We start from the raw sequence: 17,043 nt of genomic DNA on the forward strand, positions 1-17,043 counted from the left end.
GGCGCGTCAGTCACTCGACCGTCTCTGCGACGCGGGTCATCAACTCGTCCGGCGTTGTCGCGGGGTCGGAGACGGCGTCGCCCGCGGTCACGACGGCGGACCCCTCGGGAACGGTTCGCGGCGCGGGCGCGTCCTCGCGATGGGCGTTCGGGACGACGACCTTCTCGTGGTCGGCGACCCGCCAGGCCGCCCGGTGGAGGTCGCTTCCGGGCCCGTCGCCGACGGCGATGACGGTCGTCCCGCGGAGTAGCCGCCCGACGAGGCTCCCGTACCCGGCGACCTGGACGCCGAGCCGGTCGGTCGCGCCCGCGAACGACTCGGCCGTCTCGCGGGCGACCTCCCGATAGCGGTCCTCGCCGGTGAGCGCCGCGAGGTCGACGAGCGCGGACGCCAGTTCCACGTTGCCGTCGAGCGGCCTGAAGGATCGATCGAGCAGTCCGGCGCCCGAGCGCGGTCCGTCCACGAACGAGCCGTCGACGTGGAGCTCCGCGATCGCCCGGTCGGCGACCGCGCGGGCGACGTCGGCCCCCTCGCCGAGCACGCCGGCGGCGCGGACGTACGCGCCCACGACGCGCGAGACGTCCTCGAGGAGGTCGCGCGGGGCGTCGTCGCCCGCCCGGTGGCGGGTCCCGTCCTCGACGTCCGTCGGCCGGTAGCGGGTCACGACGCCGGAGTCGGGGTCGATCAGGTCGCGCTCGAGGCCGTCGAGGATCCGCTCGGCGTACTCGCGGGCGCGGTCGTCGTCGGTGTACGCCGCGACCGTCAACAGGGCGTCGGCCGCGAGCGCGTTCGCGCCGGCGAGGACGGTCAGATCGCGCCGTGGGGAGTCGAGCTCCGCGCGCTCGTCGGCGGGAGCGGCGTAGTAGGCCCGACCGAGCCCCGGTCCGAGGCTCCCGCCGACGCCGTAGCCGGTCCAGAGGTCGTCGGTGAGGAAGTCGACCGCCGCCGCGGCGGGCTCGCGGTACGCCTCCTCGCCGGTGTAGAGGTAGGCGTCCGCGAACGCCCGCGTCACCGCCGCGTTCGTGTCCGCCGGCTTCTCGTAGGCCACGTCGCTCCAGTCGCGCGCGCCGGCGAACCGGAAGAAGCCGCCGGCGACCTCGTCGGCGAGGTGGTCGCGGACGGCGTCGAGGGTGCGCAGGGCGCGGTCGCGGTCGCGTTTCAGCGCGAACTCGACGGTTCGGGGAAGCGGGAACTTCGCGTCCGTGCCCCAGCCGGCGTACCGCTCGTCGTACTTGCTCTCGAGCTGGCCGGCGAGGTGGCTCTCGACCGCCTCGGAGAGTTCGCCCGCCGGCGGCCGGTCGCCGTTCAGCGCGCGCGGGATCCGGCCGGCCTCGCGGCCCTCCTCGTCCCACATCCGGTGGACGGACTCGAGCACCTGGCGCATCCCGTCGACGCCGAGATAGCCCGCGCCGGTGAGCAGCTCCCCGTCGGGCGTGAGGAAGGCGGTCGTCGGGAACCCCCCCATGTTGTACCGCTCGCGGACGCGCGGACGCCGGTCGACGTCGACCCGAACCGGGACGAACCACTCGTTCACGTTGGCGGCGACCCGCGGCTCGGCGTAGGTGGTCGCGTCCATCTCGTGACAGCCCTCACACCAGGTGGCCGAAAGCGAGAGGAGGACCGGGAGGTCCCGCTCGTCGGCCTCCGAGAACGCCTCGCGGCCCCACTCGCGCCACTCGACCCGCGTCGCGTCGGTCATGGCTCACGCTCGGGTCGGCGGGTGGGTAAGCGCTTCGAGACGCCGACCGGGAGCCGAAGGCGGGCGGTGGAGTGGACGGTAGAGCGGGTCCGGCGGAGGACGGAGACGGGGGCTGACTGAAGGTGGAACGGGCCGAACGGAGGGCGAAGGGAAACGGAGGGCGGACGGTGGGAGGGCGGCGTCGTCGGTCGGATCCCGACCGGGTCGGTCCCGGATCAGGCGTCGGCGTCGTCGGTCCGTCTCCGGTCGCCTGCTCCGCGGCGCGCGTTCGGCTCGCGAGCGTCCGCGCGACCGGGACGGTCCGTCACGCCGAGGTCCCCGGACGAGCCGGGGTCGTAGTCGTGGCCGACCGCGAGCGCGAGCGCGTTCGCGGCCAGCAGCGCGACGAATCGCAGGCCGTTCGTCCCGTCGAGCCCCGCGTGTAGCAGGAACGGGTAGCCGATCGGGAGGACGATCGCCGCCCAGAACGCGGCGGCGCGGACGGCGCGAACCATCCGCTCCGCGAGCGGGAGGTCGAAGGCGAGTCGGTTGAGGGGGACACGAGTGGACATCTGACGACTGGGACAACGAGCGGAACCCACATATAGCCCGCCGAGGGTTCGGCGTAATTCACACCTTGTACCGGGTTTCGCGACGTTTTAAAAACCCCTCAGAAGCCTCTAAAAAGTTTAGAAATTTCTTAGAATATTCTTTCACACCTAATTTTGTGATACCAGTATCCGGGCGACACGGGTCAACTCGAGGCTCTCGATGACGGACCGAGGCCCGACCGTCGAGCGCAGATCGGGATCGACCTCGGACGACGGATCGGAGCCCGGCTGCCGGGGGGCGAAGCGATTTACCCCTCCCGCGGCCACCGTCGGCCATGACACGCGACGAGGTCGACGAGAGGAGGGCGCGCGGGGAGAGCGAGCACGGAGACGGGGAGGGCGAGCGCGGAGATGGACGCGGCGATGGAGAGCGACCCCACGTGTGCGTCGTCGCCTGCGGCGGGACGATCGCGTCCGAGCCGGGAGACGACGGCGCAGCGCCGGCCAAGACGGGGTCGGACCTCGTGGCGGCGGTTCCCGACGTCGAGGCGTACGCGACGGTGTCGGCTCGGGAGGCGTGTGCGCAGCCGGGGTTCGACGTGCGCTGGCGGGACGTGTTCGCGACCGCGGCCGCGGCTCGGGAGGCGATCGAGGGGGGCGCGGACGGGATCGTCGTCACCCACGGGACCGACACGCTCTCCGACACCGCCTACGCGCTCGACGTGTTGACGGACCTTCCCGCGCCGGTCGTGGTGACGGGTGCGCAGCGTCGCCTCGACGAACCCTCGAGCGACGTGCCGGCGAACCTGACGCTCGCGGTCCGAGCGGCCGCGGACGACCGGTTCGCGGGCGGGGTCCACGTCGCGTTCGACGACGAGCTCCACGCCGGCCGCGACGTCGTGAAGGGGCACAGCAACGCGCTCTCGACGATGACCTCGCCGGCGACCGCGCCGGTCGCGACGTTCACCCGCGCGGCGACCGACCTCGTCCGGGAGCCCCGCCGGCGCGTCGCGATCGATCCGCTCTGCGGACCGGAGGGACCGATCGACCCCGCCGATCCGGCCGCGGCGGCCGACCGCGTCCCCGAGGTGCCCGTGGTCCACTCGGGGACGGGAGCCACCGCGGCGGGGATCGAGCGCGCCCTCGCGGCCGACGTGGGCGGGATCGTGATCGAGGGGACCGGCCTCGGGAACGTCACGGCCGCCATCGGCGACGCGGTCGCCGGAGCGCTCGAGGAGGTGCCAGTCGTCGTCGCCGGACGGCCCGCCGGCCCGACCGAGCCGGTGTACGGCACGCCGGGCGGGGCGGTCACGCTCGCCGACCACGGCGTCGTCTTCGCCGGCGACCTCCCGGCCGCGAAGGCCCGCGTGGGGCTGGCACTCGGGTTGGCCGCCGGCGTCGAGCGGGCGGATCTCCCCCGCGTGTTCGGCCGACCGTAGCGGTTCGTCGTGCCGCGGCGAGGTGACGTCCTCGCCGACGCGGTAGCGCGACGACGCGACACCTCGACGACGCGAGAGCGCGGAGACACGGTAGCACAGAGAGTCGTTTGTGCCTACACGAAGCCCTTATGCGGGACCGACGTACGGCCGGGTATGAGAGGGATCAGCCGTCGATCGACGCTTCTCGGCATCGGAACCGCCGCCGGGGCGGTCGGAGTCGCCGGAGTTGCGGGCTGTCTCGGTAGATCCGCTCCCCGATCCGGCGACGACGCGGCCGACGGACACGCCGGGAGCGACCCGGATCTGGAGACCGCGGTCCACCAGACCGGCGGCGCGCTCTCCGGGCCCGCGTGGCGGCGAACGGAGCGGCCGGGCTTCTGTACCCTGTTCGCGGAACGCGTCGCGGTCGAGTGGCTCCTCCGGGACGCGCCGCCGGAGACGATCGCGTTCGTGGACGAGACCGACTTCGAGGAGTCGGCGCTCGCCTACGTCGAGTCCGTCGGCCGGAACACCTGTGAGCGCCTCGTCGAGTTCGCGGACGTCGCCGTCGACGACGGCACCCTAACCGCGGCGGCCGAGGTGACGGCCGTCGACGACGCCGACGGTGACGTCGCCTGCGGGCAGGCGATCACGTACGCCGGCGCGTTCCTCCGGGTCACGGCCGACACGCTCCCGGAGTCGATCCGGGTCGAGGTGACCGACGGCTGGGGGACCAGTACCGAGCTGACCGGCGAGGACGGCGTCCGCGACCCGGCGGCGCTGGACGGGTCCGTTCGACCGGACGGCGACCCGCCGAACGTCCCGCCCGCGCTTTCGTGTCCGGACGACGCGTTCGAGCGCCACCCCGCGGCCTACGACGGGGAGGTGAACTGGGGGTCCGGCGGCGGCGTCGACGGCGAGTCGGGGCTCGAACTCCGCGTCGTGGACCCGGAGAACGACGGCGACGACGCCGACGACTCCGGCGGATCGACCGACGGGGGCGACCCGAACGAGGTGCTCCGATTCGAGCGCGGCGACGCGTTCCGGGTCGAGATGACGAACGTCTCCGCGCGGCCAGTCGGCGTCGGCAACCACGCGAAGTACAACCTCGAGGTCGAGACCGAGGCGGGGTGGACGGACGTGCGAGGCAGCGACGACGGGGGGTTCGAGTACACCGACGAGCTGGTCTTGACGCGGCCGGGCGAGACGGTCGAGTGGTCCTTTTCGATGGACGAGGAGGGGATCGTGGCCGAACACCCGAACGACGACCTCCGGGTGTGTCCGGACCTCGGGACCGGGCGTTACCGGTTCGTCTTTTTCGGAGCCGACGACCTCGCCGTCGCGTTCGATCACGTCGAGTGAGGACGAGGACGGTCCCGAGGTTCCGCTTTCACTCCGTCGAGAGCCGAGTCACGGTGGATTCGACCTCCTCGACCATCTCCGCCTGTCGCTCGTTGGCCGCCGCCAGCTCCCGGATCTCGTCGGTGACACGGGCAGACCGCTCGACGACCTCGTCGACGGTGGCCGCGATCTCCTCTGCGGCCGCCGCCTGGTCGTCGGTGACGTCGGACACCTCGCGTATCCCCGCCGCGGTCTCCGAGACCGCCTCCGCGATCTCGGTCAAATCCGACATCGCGTCCTCGACGCGGTCGACCCCCCGAGAGACCCGTTCGTTCGCCTCCGTCAGGCTCTCGACGGTCTCTTCGGTGTCCGCCTGGATCCCCGAGACCATCTCCTCGATGTCGCCGGCGTGGGATTTGGACTCCTCGGCGAGCGATTTGATCTCGTCGGCCACGACGCCGAACCCGGACCCGGCCTCTCCCGCCCGCGCGGCCTCGATGGAGGCGTTGAGCGCGAGCAGGTTCGTCTGGTCGGCGATCCCGTTTATCGCGTCGACGAACTCGTCGATCTCGCCGACGCGCTCTTGAAGCGCCGCCACGTCCTCCGCGGCGCCGTCGACGGCCTCCCCGATGTCGTCCATGACCTCGGCGGCGTCGTCCGCGGCCTCCCGTCCGTCGCCCGCGAGCGTCTCCGCGCGGTCGCTGGCGTTCTCGACCTGATCCGCCGTCGAGGCGACCTCCTCGACGGTCGCGGAGAGGTTGCCCACCTCCGCGGCGATCTCGCGAATACGGTCGGACTGCTCCCCGGAGGTGTCGCGTATGGTGGCCGCGCTTTCGGCGACGTCGATGGCTGACGCCTCGAGGTCCCGAACCGGATCGCGCAGTTCCTCGCGGACCTCGGTCATCAGCCGCTCGGAACGGCGCGCCTCCGCTTCGATCTCCTGGCTGTACGAGTGGATGTACGTGTCCGTGACGACCTGCATGTCGAGGTTGACGACCCGTAGGATCGAGAGAACGTCCTCGATCGCGTCGTCGACCTCCGCCCGGATGGCGTCCTCGAGTTCATCGGCGGCGGCGTCCTCGAGTTCATCGGCGGCGGCGTCCTCGAGCTCATCGGCGGCGGCGTCCTCGAGCTCATCGGCGGCGACGTCCTCGAGCTCATCGGCGGCGACGTCCGCCAGCTCCGTCTCGATCCGACCGGCCGACGTCGCGGACGCTCCCTCTCCGTCGACCGCCAGTCCGCCGTCCGTGGCCGCGCCGGTCAGCCGCTCCGTGAGGGACTCGACGAGTCGATCGCCGACGAGCGGTAGGATCAGGTCGTAGTAGACTCCGTACTGGCCGAGGTAGTGTTTCATCGGCATCTCGAGGAGGTCGTGGATCTTGCCGATCCGCGCCCGGTCCGCGAAGTAGTCGGAGCCGTACTCGCCGTTCGCAAGCGTCACCAGGTACGCCGACTGGGTCCGTTTGAGCTGATCGATCCCCTTCTCGGAGCGACTGACGACGTCCACGGTCTGTTGGTGATCGGTGAGGTTGTCGTAGAAGTCCGTGGCGATCCGGTCGGCGTTGGCCGCGAAAACCTCCTCGTACCGCTCGAGACGCCGGACGTCCTCCTCGTCGAAGCCGATGAAATCCTTTCGCCACGCGATCTCGTCGTCGTCGAGCCCGATCTCCGCCAGCAGTTCCGCGACGTCCAGTCGGTCGTTCAATCCACCCTGCCCGAAATCCTCTCGTCCGTACTCTCCTGCAGCGGTCACTGGATCGGCTCCGGCCGCGACCGTATATAAACGATCGGGCGAGATATCAGGTGTAATAATCGAGAGACCGCGAGCCGTTGAGCGGGGTGTCGCGAGCGGCCGGACGAGCGCTTCGATCGGTCAGGCCGCGTTGCTCGCGATCGCCGTCTCGAGGGTCGTCCGGTCCTGTGCGCCGACGAACCGGTCGACCGGCTCGCCGTTCGCGTACACGAGGAACGTCGGCACGCCCCGAGCGCCGAGCTGCTGGGCGAGTGCGGGCAACCCGTCGACGTCGACCTTCGCGACGACCGCGTCCGTCTCGGCCGCGAGCGACTCGACGGTCGGCTCCATCATCTGACACGGACCACACCAGTCGGCGTAACAGTCCACGAGCACGACGTCGTGTTCGGCGACGAGCCGTTGGAACTCCTCCGGGCCGCCGACCTCGACCGGCTCCGTCGGCGTTTCGGGGTCGGTTCCCCCGGTGCGGTCTCCAGTGCGGTCGTCGCCCGCGGACCCGTCGTCCGCCCCGGATTCGAGCCGCTCGCGCAGCTCCCGACGCTTCCGTTCGCGGATCCGCTCGCGCTCGCTCGATCGGGACCCATCCCGCTCGGCTCCCGTCTCGTCCGCTTCCTCTCGATCGGCTTCACTCATGTCTTGGTATTGTGCCTTTCAAACAATATAGCTTGCGGTCCGGGGGACCGTAACGGACCTATATGGTGACGGGCGGCGTAGTCGGGGTATGAGCGACACCGATGCGGTTCGCATGGACGACGACGAGCGCGACGAGTTCCTCGGCCGGGCCGGAACCGGCGTCATCTCGCTCGCGACGGCCGAGGGCGAACCGCCCCACAGCGTCCCGGTCTCGTACGGCTACGACCCGGTCGAGGCCGTCCTCTATTTTCGGCTCTCCGTCGGGCCGGACCGAGAGAAGGGCGAGATCGACGACCGCGCGGTGACGTTCGTGACCTACGGCGAGCGCGACGGCCGGTGGCGGAGCGTGGCGGCGAGCGGTCGACTGGTGTCGACGACGGACGAGTCCGTGGCCGAGGAGACCATCGAGGGGCTCGAACGGACCGGCAGGATACCGATCGTCGACGTCTTCGGCGAGTCCACGGCCGAGGTGGCGTTCGCGTTCTGCCGGCTCGATCCCGAACGGTTCACGACCCGGATCGAGCGGTCGATGGAGCCCTGAGCGCCCCCGGCCGCGTCCGCCACGGACCGGCGATCGGGTCGATCAGACCTGTCCGATCGCGACGAAGCCGACGTAACAGGCCGCCACCAGCACGCCGGAGTGGAACAGCGCCCCGTACCTGCCGCGCGCGGCGGCCCCGGCGAACCACCCCGACGCGAGCATCGTCGCCTGCGCGACCACGTAGAGGCGGAATCGCTCCAGTTCGGGGTGGACCAGTCCGGGATCGAAGGGCACGTCGAGCGCGGCCGAGAGCGCGAGCAGGCGATCCGTCTCCATCACCCCCGCGTTGATCGCGGCGACCACGGCGGCGACCGACAGCGCCGCGACCCACCCGACCACGACGTACCGGCGCATCGCCCCGCGGAGCGCGCGCTTCTCGTGGGTCAGCCGGTCGACCTCGACCTGGAGCGTCTCGAACACCTCGTCGACGGTGCTCCCGGCGTTCAACGCCCCGGCGACCAGCCCGACGGTCCGGGCGGCGAGCGGCGTCCCGACACGGGCGACGAACCGGTCGAGCGCCGCGGCGCGCACGTCGCTGCCGGCGGTCGGAGCGTCGACCGCGGAGCCGCCCGTGCCGGGGGCGTCGCCGTCGGCGGCGACCCCGTCGTTCCCCGTGGTCGTCAACGAGAGGTTGAACGCGAGGTCGGCGACGTCGTCGCGCAACACCCCGAGGTCCGTCTCGCGGGCGGCTGCCTCGACCGACTCGGGAAACGGGCGACCGACGGAGGCGCGCGCGGAGACCGCGTAGACGAAGTCGGCGACTCGGCGGTCCTTCGCGTCGTCGATCCGGCCGCGCCGGGCGGCGACGAGCCCGACCGGGAGCGCGAACGCGACGTACGCCAGAAGCGAGACGTTCACGAGCGGATACCCGGCGTACGCGAGCCAGCCGGCGGTGGCGGCCGCGGGGACGGTCGCGACGGCGGACGCGCTCGCGGGGTTCGACGGCGCGGACGCGAGCACCCCGCGGACGCCCCTCGGTCGTCGATAGCTCGTGCGGGAGTCGACGGGCCGGAGCGCGCCGGTGGCGGCGATGCCGACGAGTCCGACGGCGAGCAGGAACCCGACGGAGGCGTAGACGGCGACCGCTCGCGGCGAGACGGCCCCGACCGGCGTGTCGACCAGCCGCGAGAGGTCGGGCGCGAACACGCTCGTCACCGTGACGGCGACGACGAGCAGCGCCGGCAACACGAGCACGAGCACGAACAGCTCCGCGATCGGTTTGAGGTACCGCCGGGCCCGCGTCCGGGCGTGTTCCTGTCGATGCGCGAGCAGCCGGCTCTCGGTCCGGAGGAACTCCGCGAGCGCCTCGTCGCCCGCCGAGACGTGCTGGCGGAACTTCAGCAGGAACGGCGCGAGCAGGTCCCGCGAGGGCGTGTCGCGGGCGACGCGGCGGAGCCCGGCGTCGAGGCTCCCCGTGAGCCGCGCCGCGTTGAGCGCCTTCCGGAACGACACGGCCGCGCCGCCGTAGGCGTCGTTCTCGGCGACCTTCGCTACGAGCGTCCGGGCGTCGTCGCTCCCCGAGGAGAGCGCGTCGAGGTACCTGACCGCGCCGGGGAGCGTTCGCTCGATCCGCGTCCGGCGCGCGGAGACCAGCCACCGGAGGTAGAGCCCGCCGGCGCGGACCGTCGCCCGCTTGGCGAGGAGGCCCGCGACCGCCGAGAGGGCGACCGCGAGCGCGGGCGGCGGGGGCGCGGGAACGACGACCGGCACGCGCGCGCCGAGGCCGGAAGCGAGGGCGACCGAGACGTCGGGCGCGACCGCGCCGGCGACGAGGAAGGCCGGGACGGCCGCCGCGAGACAGGCGAGCCACGAGAGCGCGTACGTCCGCGCGAGGTACGTCTCGAACCCCGTCGACGGGTCCGCTCCGCGGTAGCGCTGTCTGTCGACGTCGTGGCGGCGATCGTCCGCGTGCCGGGCGAACAGCGCGCTGACGAGCCGGTCGAGTCCGTCGAACCGAGGGACTCCGGGGCGGCCGGCGGGGTCGGCGGACCGGCCGCGACCGGGAGAGCGGGCAGGATCGGCGGACCGGGCGGTTTCGTCGGGCCCAGTTCCCGCCCCGCGGCCGCCGGGTCGGGTTTCGATCCCGCGTTCCCCGTGGATCGACGCCCGCGTGTCGCCGCTCACGGCGCGCCCCCGGCCCGATCGTCGTCGGGCGGCGTGCCGCCGGCGTGTGCGTCGCCGGGTCGGGCCTCGCCGTCCGCGTCGGTCGCGCGGCGCATCGATCGCGCGGCGCGTTCGACGGTCGCGGCCTCGTCGGCCCGGAGGTCGGCGAGGAACTCGAACAACTCGTCGAAGTCGTCGAGGCCGTCGCGGACGAGGTACTCGACGTAGCGGTGTTTGGCGGCGAACTCGGACTCGACCGCGTCGAGGTCCTGGTCCGTCCGCTCGGCGAGCCGGGCGAGCGCGTGGAGCCGCCTGCCGCCGTCGGAGTACGAGGCCGCGGCGTCCGCCGTCGGCGCGCCGTCCATCCGGAACCCGCCCGCGGGGTCGCGCCACGCGACGGTGTTGTAGTGGACGCTCGTGTCGTCGCGCTCGATCACGCCGGCCCCGCCGTGTTTCGGGTCGCCGGTCCGGCTCCGCGTCGCGGCCGGATCGAGCGCGTCGTACTCGGCCGGCGAGAGCGGCTCGACCGCCTGCGCGACGTACCGGTCGCCGCCGACCTGCCGCGGGAAGACCACGAGATCGATCTCCCGGAGCAGGTACGGCGGGAGCCCGCGCTCTATCGCGCGATTGACGAGGGTCCGCACGTCCGCGGCGTGGGTGGTCCCGACGACGCCGTGGCCCGTGTTCACCGTCTCCGCGAAGGTCTCGAAGCTGGCGGGCGTGTTGATCTCGGCTATCACCTCGACGTCGGGGTTGAGGTAGTTGGCCTCCGTCATCAGCGTCGCCATGCCTACCGCCTTGTACGCGTTCTCGTGGTCGCGGGTCGTCAGCGCCACGCCGGTCTCGTGGGGGAGCTGTACCTCGCGGGACCCCTCGTCGATGGAGACGGGCCGGTCGTCGAAGGGAATGAAGGGCATGTGGGCGTTCATCAGGGTCGTCTTGCCCGCTCCCGTCGGCCCCGCGAAGAGGACGACGCCGCGGTGTTCGTACAGCAGCCACAGCAGGGTGACGAGCTCCGTCGAGAGCGCGCCGCGGGCGACCAGGTCGACGGGCGTGAGCGGGTCGGCCGCCTGCTTCCGGATCGAGACGTGCGGGCCGTCGGCGGAGATGACCGGGAGCGCGACCGCACACCGTATCGTCTCGGGGACGCCGGGTACGTCGAGGTTGACCTTCGCGGAGGGCGTCGAGGCGTTCAGCTCCACGCCGTCGCGCGCCGCGAGCCGCGTCACGACGTCGACGAACCGCGACTCGTCGGTAAAAGCGAGGTTCGTCGGGATCCGGCCGCCGCCCGCGAGCGGGTCGATCCCGCCCCGGTCGGTCGTCGCGTCGGCGTCGGCCGTCGCGTCGCTCGCGGCGCCCCCGTCGTTCCCGTCCGCCGCTCCCGCCAACACCGCGGGACGGGGAACCACCTTCACGCGCTCGCCGACGCGGTTGGCCTCGACGTCCTCCAGGTTCGGGTCGCGGATCGGGACGGTGAGGACGCCCTCGCCGACGAAGTCGCGGAGCACGTAGTAAACGAGGTCGTCGAGGCGGTCGGCGGCGTACGCCGGGTCGACGCTCGGGGCGACGAGGTCTCGTTCGGCGAGGGCGCGCCGAACGCTCTCGCGGGCGGCCGCGATCCACCCCCGAGGCGAGGAGCCGCCGGCGAGCCGGCGCGAGAGGTACCGGCGGGCGTGCTCGGCGACGAACGCGGTCCGGTCGTCGATCAGCCGGTCCACGGGCGTCTCCCAGATCCGGCGCTCGCAGTCGCGGATCAGCGCCTCGTCGCCGGGGAGGAGGTCTGGCTCGAGCGCGGCGTACTTGGTCTCGAAGGCGTCCGAGCCGAGCAGCCGCTCGCGGTAGATCACCACGTCGACGGCGAAGCCGGCGAACTCGACGGCGTAGCGCGCGAGCCGCTCGCCGGCGACGCGCTCGACGTACTCGGCGTCGGCGTCGACGCCCGTCTCGAGCGGGGCGAACGCGTCCGTGTGGACGACGAGCTCGCGGTCGTCGCCCACGTCCGCGACCGCGATCCGGCCGTCGAGCGCGACGGGGGTGAGGTCGCCGAACAGCCGCAGCTCACACAGCGCGTGGTGGTCGATCCGGCGGCGGGCGGCGGCCGTCGTCGAGAGGAGCTGATCGAGCACCCGCTCGTACTTCGGCTCGAAGCCCGCCTCCGCGCGCTCGACCGCGCCGGCGCGGGTGAGCGGCCGTCGGCCTCGGACCGTGGAGAAGTGTTCTCTGACCCGTTCGAGCGCGCGCTCGTCGACTGGCGAGAGCGGCGGTTCGCGCACGTCGTAGCCGAACCGGCCGCCGTCGCGCTCGCGGATCGTCGCGACGACGCCGGGCGCGGACTCGTACTGCGCGCGGACGTCGGGTGCGTACCAGGCTTCGGGGTCGTCGGGCGGGACCGGGGCCGGAACCGAGGCGTCGTCGCCGCCGGAGCCGCCGCCGATCCGCAGGGTGGGACTCGTCACGTCTCTGCGCTCGTCTGCTCGACCCGAGTTCGACCATCGGATATAACGGTTCTCTTTTCCTGACATGTCGTTTCAGCGGCCTGAAACGCGAACGACGGCCGGGTCGACGGCGGCCGGAGTGCCAAGAGGTTTGTCGTCGGGCGCGGAACCGGCGCGATGATGGTGTCGAGCGAGGACCTCGGGCGGCGGGCCGCCGCGCTCGACGGCTCCGTGGTCGTCTGCGAGGTCGACGGCGACGCCCCCGTCCTCGGCGGGGCGTTCCCCGGCGCGCGCGTCGCGACGGTCCCGGAACTCCTCGCCGAGCGGGACGCCGATCCGGATGACTGCGACGCCGCCGCCGACACCGTCGGCGTCGCCGCCGTGCTGGTCGCCGTGGACCCGCCGCTCGAGTCGGACCGCGTCCTCGACGCGCTCGACGCGCTCGCCGACCTCGACGCGTTCGTCGTCGCGGTCGCGCCGGCGGGCGTCGACGCCGAGTCGCTGGCGGCGGTGCGTCGGCGGGTCGACGCGACGCTGCTCGCCGGAGACGGCGGGCCGGCGGAGGCGATCCGAACGTTCCTCGAGGCGGTACAACGCCCCGGCTTCGTCAACCTGGACCTTGCCGACGCTCGGACCGCGCTCTCGACCGGCGTCGCCGCGGTGGGAACCGGGACCGTCACGCGGCGCGGGGACGTGGACGACGCGCCCGCGGTCGCGGTCGGCGCGGCGTTCGGTCGGTTACCGGAGGGTGTCGATCCGGCGGGCGCGAGCGCCGCGCTCGTCGACGTGGTGGTCGACCCGGAGACCAGCATCGCCGCCGCGACGGACGCGATCGCGGCGGTCCGCGAGCGGGTCGGCGCGGACGCGAACGTGATCTGGGGCGGCGCGGTCGACGAGTCGGCGGCGGACGAGATCGCCGTCCGGGTCGTCGTCGCGGACGTCGCGTACGCCCCGCCGCCAGCCGCCGGCGACCCCTGTCCGCGCTGTGGGTCCCCGCTGTCGGCGTACGCGTTCGGCTCGCGCGAGACCCTCTCGTGTGACGGCTGCGGCTACTCGGGGATCGCGATCGACCGCGGCTGACGGTCGGGGACGTACGTCATCATCGTTAACGATGGATTTATTCGACGGTCGCCGCCCTGTTACGGTATGGCAACAGACCCCACGCCGGGGAGCGACTCCTCGGGGTCCGGGCGGTCGGGAGCGGACGCGTCGGGATCCGCGGCGTCCGGTCCCCGCGCGTCCGGACTCGACGCGTCGGCGGCGGCGCTCGGCCACGACAGGCCGGACGTGCCCGCCCGCCGGGCGCTCGCGTCGGCGCTCCGCGAGCGCGTCGACGGCGAGGTCCAGTTCGACGAGTACGCGCAGGTGCTGTACGCGACCGACGGCAGCGTCTACGGCGCGCGGCCCGCGGGCGTCGTGTGTCCGCGCTCGGTCGAGGACGTCCGGGCGACGATGCGGGTCGCCGCGGACCACGACGTCCCGGTGCTCCCGCGCGGGGCGGGCTCCTCGCTCGCGGGCCAGACCGTCGGCCCCGGGTGCGTCGTGTTGGACCTCTCGCGACACATGGACGGGATACTGGAGGTCCGCCCCGAGGACCGCCGCGCCGTGGTCGAGCCGGGCGTCGTCCAGGACCGCCTCGACGACCGCCTCGCCGAGGACGGGCTGAAGTTCGCGCCCGACCCGGCCTCCTCGGCGCGGGCGACCGTCGGCGGCGGGATCGGCAACAACTCCACCGGCGCGCACTCGGTCCGGTACGGGATCACCGACGCCTACACCGAGGAGCTGCGCGTCGTGCTCTCGGACGGGACCCTCATCCACACCCGCGAGGTCGTCCTCGACTCGCCGGAGTACGAGGCGATCGTCGCGGGCGAGGAGGGCGGCGAGCGGGAGGCGGCGCTGTACGAGACGGTCCGCGAGCTCGTCGAGGGGAACGAGGCGGAGATCGAGGCGCGGTACCCGACGCTCAAGCGCTCGGTGTCGGGGTACAACCTCCACAAGGTGATCGACGAGAACGACGACGGCGAGGCGGTCATCAACCTCTCGAAGCTGTTCGTCGGCGCGGAGGGAACCCTCGGCGTCGTCGTCGAGGCGGAGGTGTCGCTCGTCACTCGCCCCGAGGAGACGGCGCTTGCGTTGTACTGTTTCGACTCGCTCTCGGCCGCGATGCGGGCGGTGCCCGAAGCCTTGTCGTTCCCGGTGAGCGCGGTCGAGCTGATGGACGACGAGGTGTTCGAGCTCGCGGCAGGCTCCCCGCAGTTCGCGGAGTACGCCGAGCCGATCCCCGACCGCGCCGCGGCGGCGCTGATGCTCGAGTGGGACTCGGAGCTCGTCGACGACTTCGAGGCGGCGGTCGCCGACACGAACGCGCGCTTTCTCGAAGGGGGCGACGCCTTCGACGTGCTGGAGGCGTACGCGGACGCGGACCAGGCGGACCTCTGGAACCTCCGGAAGGCGGCCATCCCGCTCCTGATGAGCATGGAGGGGGACCCGAAGCCGTACCCGTTCATCGAGGACGCGTCGGTGCCGCCGGAGGAGCTCGCCGAGTACGTCGGCGAGTTCGAGGCGGTGCTCGAGGCCCACGACACCTCGGCGGCGTACTTCGCACACGCCGGGAGCGGCACCCTCCACATCCGGCCGATCCTCTCGCTGAAGGCGGAGGAAGGGGTGGAGAAGATGCACTCGATCGCGGACGACGTCACCGACCTCGTGTTGGAGCACCACGGGGCGTTCTCCGGCGAGCACGGCGACGGGCTCGCGCGCACCGAGTTCAACCCGAAGATGTACGGCGAGCAGCTCTGGGACGCGTTCCAGGAGCTGAAATCGGCGTTCGACCCCGACTGGCGGCTGAACCCCGGAAAGGTCGTCTACGTCGACGGCGAGACCGCCGAGGCACGCGGCTACCCCGAGACCGCCGCCGACACCGACATGCGCGAACACCTCCGGTACGGCCCCGCCTACCAGTCGATCGAGCCGCGGACGACGCTCGACTTCGACGACGAGGGCGGCTTCTCGCACCTCGTCGAACTGTGTAACGGCTGTGGCACCTGTCGGGAGACCGACTCGGGCGTGATGTGTCCGACCTACCGCGCCTCCGGCGAGGAGATCCAGACGACGCGGGGGCGCGCCAACATGCTTCGGGCCGCCATCAGCGGCGACCTCGAGAAGGACGAGATCCACTCCGACCGCTTCCAGGGGGAGGTGCTCGACCTCTGTGTGGGGTGTAAGGGGTGTAAGAGCGACTGTCCGACCGGGGTCGACCTCGCGAAGCTCAAGGCGGAGGTGAAACACGAGCACCACGAGACGGAGGGGTCGGGGCTCCGCGAGCGGCTCTTTCGCGATATCGACCGACTCTCGGCGGTCGGGAGCGCGCTCGCGCCGCTGTCGAACGCGGCGACGAAGGTGCCCGGCGCTCGCAGGGTGATGGACGCCGTCGCGGGGATCGCGCCCGAGCGCGCGCTGCCGACGTTCCGCTCCGAGAGCTTCGAGGAGTGGTTCGCGGCGCGCGGCGGCTCGAGCGTCGCTCCCGCGGACGCGACCGACGCCGTCGTCCTCTTTCCGGACACCTACACCAACTACAGCTACCCGGCGGCCGGGAGGGCGGCGGTGGAGGTGTTGGAGGCCGCCGGAATTCGCGTCGAGGTCCCCGACGACCTCGCGCCCTCGGGCCGGGCGGCGTTCTCGACCGGCTTCCTCGACGTCGCCCGCGAGCGCGCGGAGGCGAACGTCGAGGCGCTCGCGCCGCGGGTCCGCGAGGGACGATCCGTGCTCTTCGTCGAGCCCTCCGACGCGGTCATGTTCCAGGACGAGTACCTGGACCTGCTCGACGGCGAGGACGTGGCGGCGGTCTCGGCGGCCGCAAGCGGCGTCTGTGAGTACCTCGACGTCGGCCGGATCGACGAGCGGCTGGCGTTCGACGCGCCCGCCGAGTCGCTCGCCTACCACGGCCACTGTAACCAGAAGGCGCTCGACAAGGACCACCACGCGGTGGGCGTGCTCCGGCGCGCCGGCTACGAGGTCGACCCGCTCGACTCCTCGTGTTGCGGCATGGCCGGCTCGTTCGGCTACGAGTCCGAACACTACGACCTCTCGCGGGCGATCGGGCGGATCCTCTTCGACCAGGTCGAGGCGAGCCCCGGCGAGACGGTGACCGCGCCGGGGGCCTCCTGTCGCTCGCAGCTCGGCGACCGCGGGGGAGACGCCGAGAACCCGCCACATCCGATCGAGAAGGTCGCCGAAGCGCTGGTCGGCTCCACGGACGAGGGATCGACGGGCGCGGCTGTCGCCGACTGAGCGACGAACCAGTCAGTCACCCAACGTTTATTTTCGTTCGTCCCGTGGTAACTAGTGTCATGTGCCACCACGGAGACGAGGCGCTCTCCCTGGCGGAGATCCGGGAGCGTCACCGATCGCTGGCGGCGGAGGAGGGAGCCGACGACGTGTCCGACGAGCCGGGAGAGACGGACGACCGCGCGGAAGCCGAGGAGTCCGAACCGCCCGCCGAGCCGCGGGCACCCGCGGACGACTGACGCGACGGCGGCGCGTCCCGCCGCGAACCCCGACATTTTCGAGACGTCGGACACCGAGCCGGGG

Annotated in this window: 12 protein-coding genes; 6 read left to right on the forward strand and 6 right to left on the reverse strand. The window is 72.4% G+C overall.

What is annotated here, in order from left to right; translation table 11 throughout:
• Nucleotides 1-10 precede the first annotated feature (10 nt).
• The gene (locus NO889_RS02785) at nucleotides 11-1,699 is read right to left on the reverse strand and encodes a DUF255 domain-containing protein (protein WP_256410741.1); all 1,689 of its coding nucleotides are present in this window, start codon (nucleotides 1,697-1,699) and stop codon (nucleotides 11-13) included.
• Nucleotides 1,700-1,914: 215 nt separating this feature from the next.
• Nucleotides 1,915-2,250, reverse strand: coding sequence for a DUF8028 family protein (locus NO889_RS02790; RefSeq protein ID WP_256410742.1), 336 nt, complete (start codon nucleotides 2,248-2,250; stop codon nucleotides 1,915-1,917).
• A gap of 314 nt (nucleotides 2,251-2,564) precedes the next feature.
• Here NO889_RS02790 and NO889_RS02795 point away from each other — a divergent pair, with 314 nt between their 5' ends.
• Both NO889_RS02795 and NO889_RS02800 read left to right on the forward strand, forming a co-directional pair.
• Nucleotides 2,565-3,668 (forward strand): asparaginase, encoded by a 1,104-nt coding sequence (locus NO889_RS02795; protein ID WP_256410743.1) that lies wholly within the window; start codon nucleotides 2,565-2,567, stop codon nucleotides 3,666-3,668.
• Nucleotides 3,669-3,821: 153 nt separating this feature from the next.
• Nucleotides 3,822-5,009 carry a hypothetical protein gene (locus NO889_RS02800; RefSeq protein ID WP_256410744.1) on the forward strand — a complete coding sequence of 396 codons (1,188 nt, stop codon included), beginning with the start codon at nucleotides 3,822-3,824 and terminating at the stop codon, nucleotides 5,007-5,009.
• A gap of 28 nt (nucleotides 5,010-5,037) precedes the next feature.
• On the opposite strand, the gene NO889_RS02805 is transcribed toward NO889_RS02800, so the two are convergent.
• Nucleotides 5,038-6,693, reverse strand: coding sequence for a globin-coupled sensor protein (locus tag NO889_RS02805; protein WP_256410989.1), 1,656 nt, complete (start codon nucleotides 6,691-6,693; stop codon nucleotides 5,038-5,040).
• A 168-nt stretch (nucleotides 6,694-6,861) separates the two neighbouring features.
• Nucleotides 6,862-7,374 (reverse strand): thioredoxin family protein, encoded by a 513-nt coding sequence (locus NO889_RS02810; protein ID WP_256410745.1) that lies wholly within the window; start codon nucleotides 7,372-7,374, stop codon nucleotides 6,862-6,864.
• Nucleotides 7,375-7,462: 88 nt separating this feature from the next.
• Between NO889_RS02810 and NO889_RS02815 the strand changes: the two genes are divergently transcribed.
• The gene (locus tag NO889_RS02815; protein WP_256410746.1) at nucleotides 7,463-7,915 is read left to right on the forward strand and encodes a pyridoxamine 5'-phosphate oxidase family protein; all 453 of its coding nucleotides are present in this window, start codon (nucleotides 7,463-7,465) and stop codon (nucleotides 7,913-7,915) included.
• Between the two features lie 42 nt (nucleotides 7,916-7,957).
• On the opposite strand, the gene NO889_RS02820 is transcribed toward NO889_RS02815, so the two are convergent.
• A complete protein-coding gene (locus tag NO889_RS02820; protein WP_256410747.1) occupies nucleotides 7,958-10,039 on the reverse strand; it encodes a type II secretion system F family protein in 2,082 nt (693 codons plus the stop codon).
• Entirely contained in the window at nucleotides 10,036-12,474 is a 2,439-nt protein-coding gene (locus NO889_RS02825) for a type II/IV secretion system ATPase subunit (protein WP_379786953.1), read from the reverse strand. Before NO889_RS02825 ends, NO889_RS02820 begins: the two co-directional genes overlap by 4 nt.
• A gap of 156 nt (nucleotides 12,475-12,630) precedes the next feature.
• Between NO889_RS02825 and NO889_RS02830 the strand changes: the two genes are divergently transcribed.
• The 3 genes from NO889_RS02830 to NO889_RS02840 all read left to right on the forward strand — a co-directional run bounded on the left by NO889_RS02830 (nucleotide 12,631) and on the right by NO889_RS02840 (nucleotide 16,979).
• Nucleotides 12,631-13,533 (forward strand): hypothetical protein, encoded by a 903-nt coding sequence (locus tag NO889_RS02830; protein ID WP_256410749.1) that lies wholly within the window; start codon nucleotides 12,631-12,633, stop codon nucleotides 13,531-13,533.
• 66 nt (nucleotides 13,534-13,599) lie between these two features.
• Nucleotides 13,600-16,743 (forward strand): FAD-binding and (Fe-S)-binding domain-containing protein, encoded by a 3,144-nt coding sequence (locus NO889_RS02835; RefSeq protein WP_256410750.1) that lies wholly within the window; start codon nucleotides 13,600-13,602, stop codon nucleotides 16,741-16,743.
• 59 nt (nucleotides 16,744-16,802) lie between these two features.
• Nucleotides 16,803-16,979, forward strand: a complete 177-nt coding sequence (locus tag NO889_RS02840; RefSeq protein WP_256410751.1) for a hypothetical protein — start codon at nucleotides 16,803-16,805, stop codon at nucleotides 16,977-16,979.
• The last annotated feature ends 64 nt before the right edge of the window (nucleotides 16,980-17,043 follow it).

The sequence above is a fragment of the Halorubrum rubrum genome, from assembly GCF_024494685.1.
Taxonomy (GTDB): Archaea; Halobacteriota; Halobacteria; order Halobacteriales; family Haloferacaceae; genus Halorubrum; species Halorubrum rubrum.

What these genes read in the sequence shown, in the direction of transcription:
- NO889_RS02790 (WP_256410742.1), bottom strand. Translation starts at nt 2,250, where the DNA reads ATGTCCACTCGTGTCCCCCTCAACCGACTCGCCTTCGACCTCCCGCTC.
- NO889_RS02815 (WP_256410746.1), top strand. Translation starts at nt 7,463, where the DNA reads ATGAGCGACACCGATGCGGTTCGCATGGACGACGACGAGCGCGACGAG.
- NO889_RS02835 (WP_256410750.1), top strand. Translation starts at nt 13,600, where the DNA reads ATGGCAACAGACCCCACGCCGGGGAGCGACTCCTCGGGGTCCGGGCGG.
- NO889_RS02810 (WP_256410745.1), bottom strand. Translation starts at nt 7,374, where the DNA reads ATGAGTGAAGCCGATCGAGAGGAAGCGGACGAGACGGGAGCCGAGCGG.
- NO889_RS02795 (WP_256410743.1), top strand. Translation starts at nt 2,565, where the DNA reads ATGACACGCGACGAGGTCGACGAGAGGAGGGCGCGCGGGGAGAGCGAG.
- NO889_RS02830 (WP_256410749.1), top strand. Translation starts at nt 12,631, where the DNA reads ATGATGGTGTCGAGCGAGGACCTCGGGCGGCGGGCCGCCGCGCTCGAC.
- NO889_RS02840 (WP_256410751.1), top strand. Translation starts at nt 16,803, where the DNA reads ATGTGCCACCACGGAGACGAGGCGCTCTCCCTGGCGGAGATCCGGGAG.
- NO889_RS02800 (WP_256410744.1), top strand. Translation starts at nt 3,822, where the DNA reads ATGAGAGGGATCAGCCGTCGATCGACGCTTCTCGGCATCGGAACCGCC.
- NO889_RS02785 (WP_256410741.1), bottom strand. Translation starts at nt 1,699, where the DNA reads ATGACCGACGCGACGCGGGTCGAGTGGCGCGAGTGGGGCCGCGAGGCG.